We start from the raw sequence: 2,500 nt of genomic DNA, 5'->3' as shown, positions 1-2,500 counted from the left end.
GGGCCGCGACGCGCCCAGAACGCGATTGACCGGACTCGCAGAGTCACGGTCCGCGCCCCGGTGGACGACATAGACTCGGAGGACTTCACCCATGCCGTCCGCACCCACACCGACCGGCCGTCCCGCCAGGAAGACGACGCGCCCGCGCCGCGGCGAGGGGCAGTGGGCTCTCGGCTACCGCGAGCCGCTCAACAAGAACGAAGAGATCAAGAAGAACGATGATGGGCTCAACGTCCGCAAGCGCATCATCGACATCTACTCCAAACAGGGCTTCGATTCCATCGACCCTGCCGACCTGCGCGGACGATTCCGCTGGTACGGACTCTACACCCAGCGCGCCCCGGGGATCGACGGCGGTAAGACAGCGGTGCTGGAGCCCGAGGAGCTCGACGACCGCTACTTCATGATGCGGGTCCGCACCGACGGCGGACAGCTCAACGTGGCGCAGCTCCGCGTGCTCGCGGAAGTATCCACCGCCTACGGCCGGGACACCGCCGACATCACCGACCGGCAGAACATCCAGATGCACTGGGTGCGTATCGAGGACGTCCCCACCATCTGGGAGCGGCTGGAAAGCGTGGGGCTCACCACCACCGAAGCCTGCGGCGACACCCCTCGCGGCCTGCTCGGCTGCCCGCTGGCCGGGATCGCCGAAGACGAGATCATCGACGCCACCCCGCAGCTCCGCCAAATCGTCGCCGACCACATCGGCAGCCCGCTCTTCTCCAACCTGCCGCGCAAGTTCAAGACCGCGATCGACGGGTGTGCCGTGCACTGCACCAACTACGAGGTCAACGACGTGGCTTTCGTCGGCGTCATCGGACCCGACGGTACGCCCGGTTACGACCTGTTCGTCGGCGGCGGCCTGTCCACGAACCCGATGTTCGCCCAGCGGCTCGGCGCGTTCGTCCGCCCCGAACAGGTCAGCGAAGTGTGGGCGGGCGTCTGCTCCGTGTTCCGCGACTACGGCTACCGCCGGCTCCGGCACCGCGCCCGCATCAAGTTCCTCATCAAAGACTGGGGTCCGCAGAAGTTCCGCGAAGTACTGGAGAAGGAATACCTCGGCTACTCGCTGCCGGACGGCCCCGAACCGGTCCTCGACCCGGGCACCCGCCGCGACCACGTGGGCATCCACCGGCAGAAGGACGGCCGCTTCTTCGTGGGCTTCGCCCCTCGGGTGGGCCGGGTCAGCGGCACCATCCTGGGACGGATCGCCGACATCGCTGAAGCGCACGGCTCGAACCGGGTGCGTACCACCGCCGACCAGAAGCTGGCGATCCTGGACATCACCGAAGACCGGCTGGACTCGGTCGTGGCCGCGCTCGAAGCCGAAGATCTCCAGGTGAACCCCAGCGTCTTCCGCCGGCAGACCATGGCCTGCACCGGCATCGAATACTGCAAGCTCGCCATCGTCGAAACCAAGAACCGCGCGATGGCCCTCATCGACGAGCTGGAGCGCCGCCTCCCCGACTTCACCGAACCGCTCACCATCAACGTCAACGGCTGCCCGAACGCCTGCGCCCGCACCCAGATCGCGGACATCGGGTTGAAAGGCCAGCTCGTCACCGACGCCCACGGCAACCAGGTGGAAGGCTTCCAAATCCACTTGGGCGGAGGACTGGGCCTGCAAGCCGGGTTCGGCCGCAAGGTGCGCGGGCTGAAGACGACCGCCGCGGAACTCCCCGACTACATCGAACGGGTAGTGCGCCGGTTCGCGGAGCAGCGGCAGGCCGAAGAGACCTTCGCGGAATGGGTGGCACGCGCAGACGAGGCGGACTTGAAATGAGCGCTCAGCGAAGCCACGCCACGGAAAGGGAACGCCGGTGAGTGAGCGCGCTGTCCCCTTCTACTGCCCCTACTGCGGGGACGAAGACCTCCGGCCGCACGAGGGCGACGGCACCCGGGGCCAAGGCTATCCGTGGGTCTGCGGCTCGTGCGCCCGAGTCTTCCGCCTCTCCTTCGTCGGGCTCCACGCCGCGGCGTTCCCCCCTTCCACTACGACGCCGACCGGGGAGGAGCAGCGTTGAACATCACGGCCGACGGCGCGGCGTTCGCCGCTGAGGCTGCCGCCCGCCTGGAAGAAGCCAGCGCCACCGAGATCATCCAGTGGGCCGCCGACACGTTCGGCGACCGGCTGTGCCTGACCGCGTCGATGGCGGACGCCGTCATGGTGGACCTGGTCTCGAAAGTAGTCCCGGGCATCGACGTGATCTTCCTGGACACCGGCTACCACTTCCCGGAGACGCTGGGGACCCGCGACGCGGTCGCGCAGACCTACCCGATCAACCTGATCACGGTCACCCCCAGCCGGACCGTAGCGGAACAGGATCGCGACCTCGGTCCCCGGCTGTACGCCCGCAACCCCGACCTCTGCTGCTACCTGCGCAAAGTAGAGCCGCTGCAGCGGGCGTTGCAGTCCTACGACGCCTGGCTGACCGGGCTGCGCCGCGACGAGGCGGTGACCCGCCGGACCGTGGGGGTCGTGCAGTGGGACGTCCGC

General features: G+C 68.1%; 2 protein-coding genes. Both read left to right on the top strand.

Annotation, left to right across the window (positions count from 1 at the left end):
* Positions 1–91: 91 nt before the first annotated feature.
* Positions 92–1,786, top strand: coding sequence for a nitrite/sulfite reductase (locus QZV72_RS02385; protein WP_011292312.1), 1,695 nt, complete (start codon positions 92–94; stop codon positions 1,784–1,786).
* 237 nt (positions 1,787–2,023) lie between these two features.
* The coding region (locus QZV72_RS02380; RefSeq protein WP_297004778.1) for a phosphoadenylyl-sulfate reductase at positions 2,024–2,500 on the top strand (477 nt) is incomplete at its 3' end.

This window comes from uncultured Corynebacterium sp. (genome assembly GCF_902782855.1).
Classification (GTDB): domain Bacteria; phylum Actinomycetota; class Actinomycetes; order Mycobacteriales; family Mycobacteriaceae; genus Corynebacterium.
The sequence above is the reverse complement of the archived record's forward strand: the minus strand, read 5'-3'. Positions and strand labels throughout refer to the sequence as shown.

Excerpts from the sequence above, each read along its gene's own strand:
- QZV72_RS02385 (WP_011292312.1), top strand. The coding sequence starts at position 92 with ATGCCGTCCGCACCCACACCGACCGGCCGTCCCGCCAGGAAGACGACG.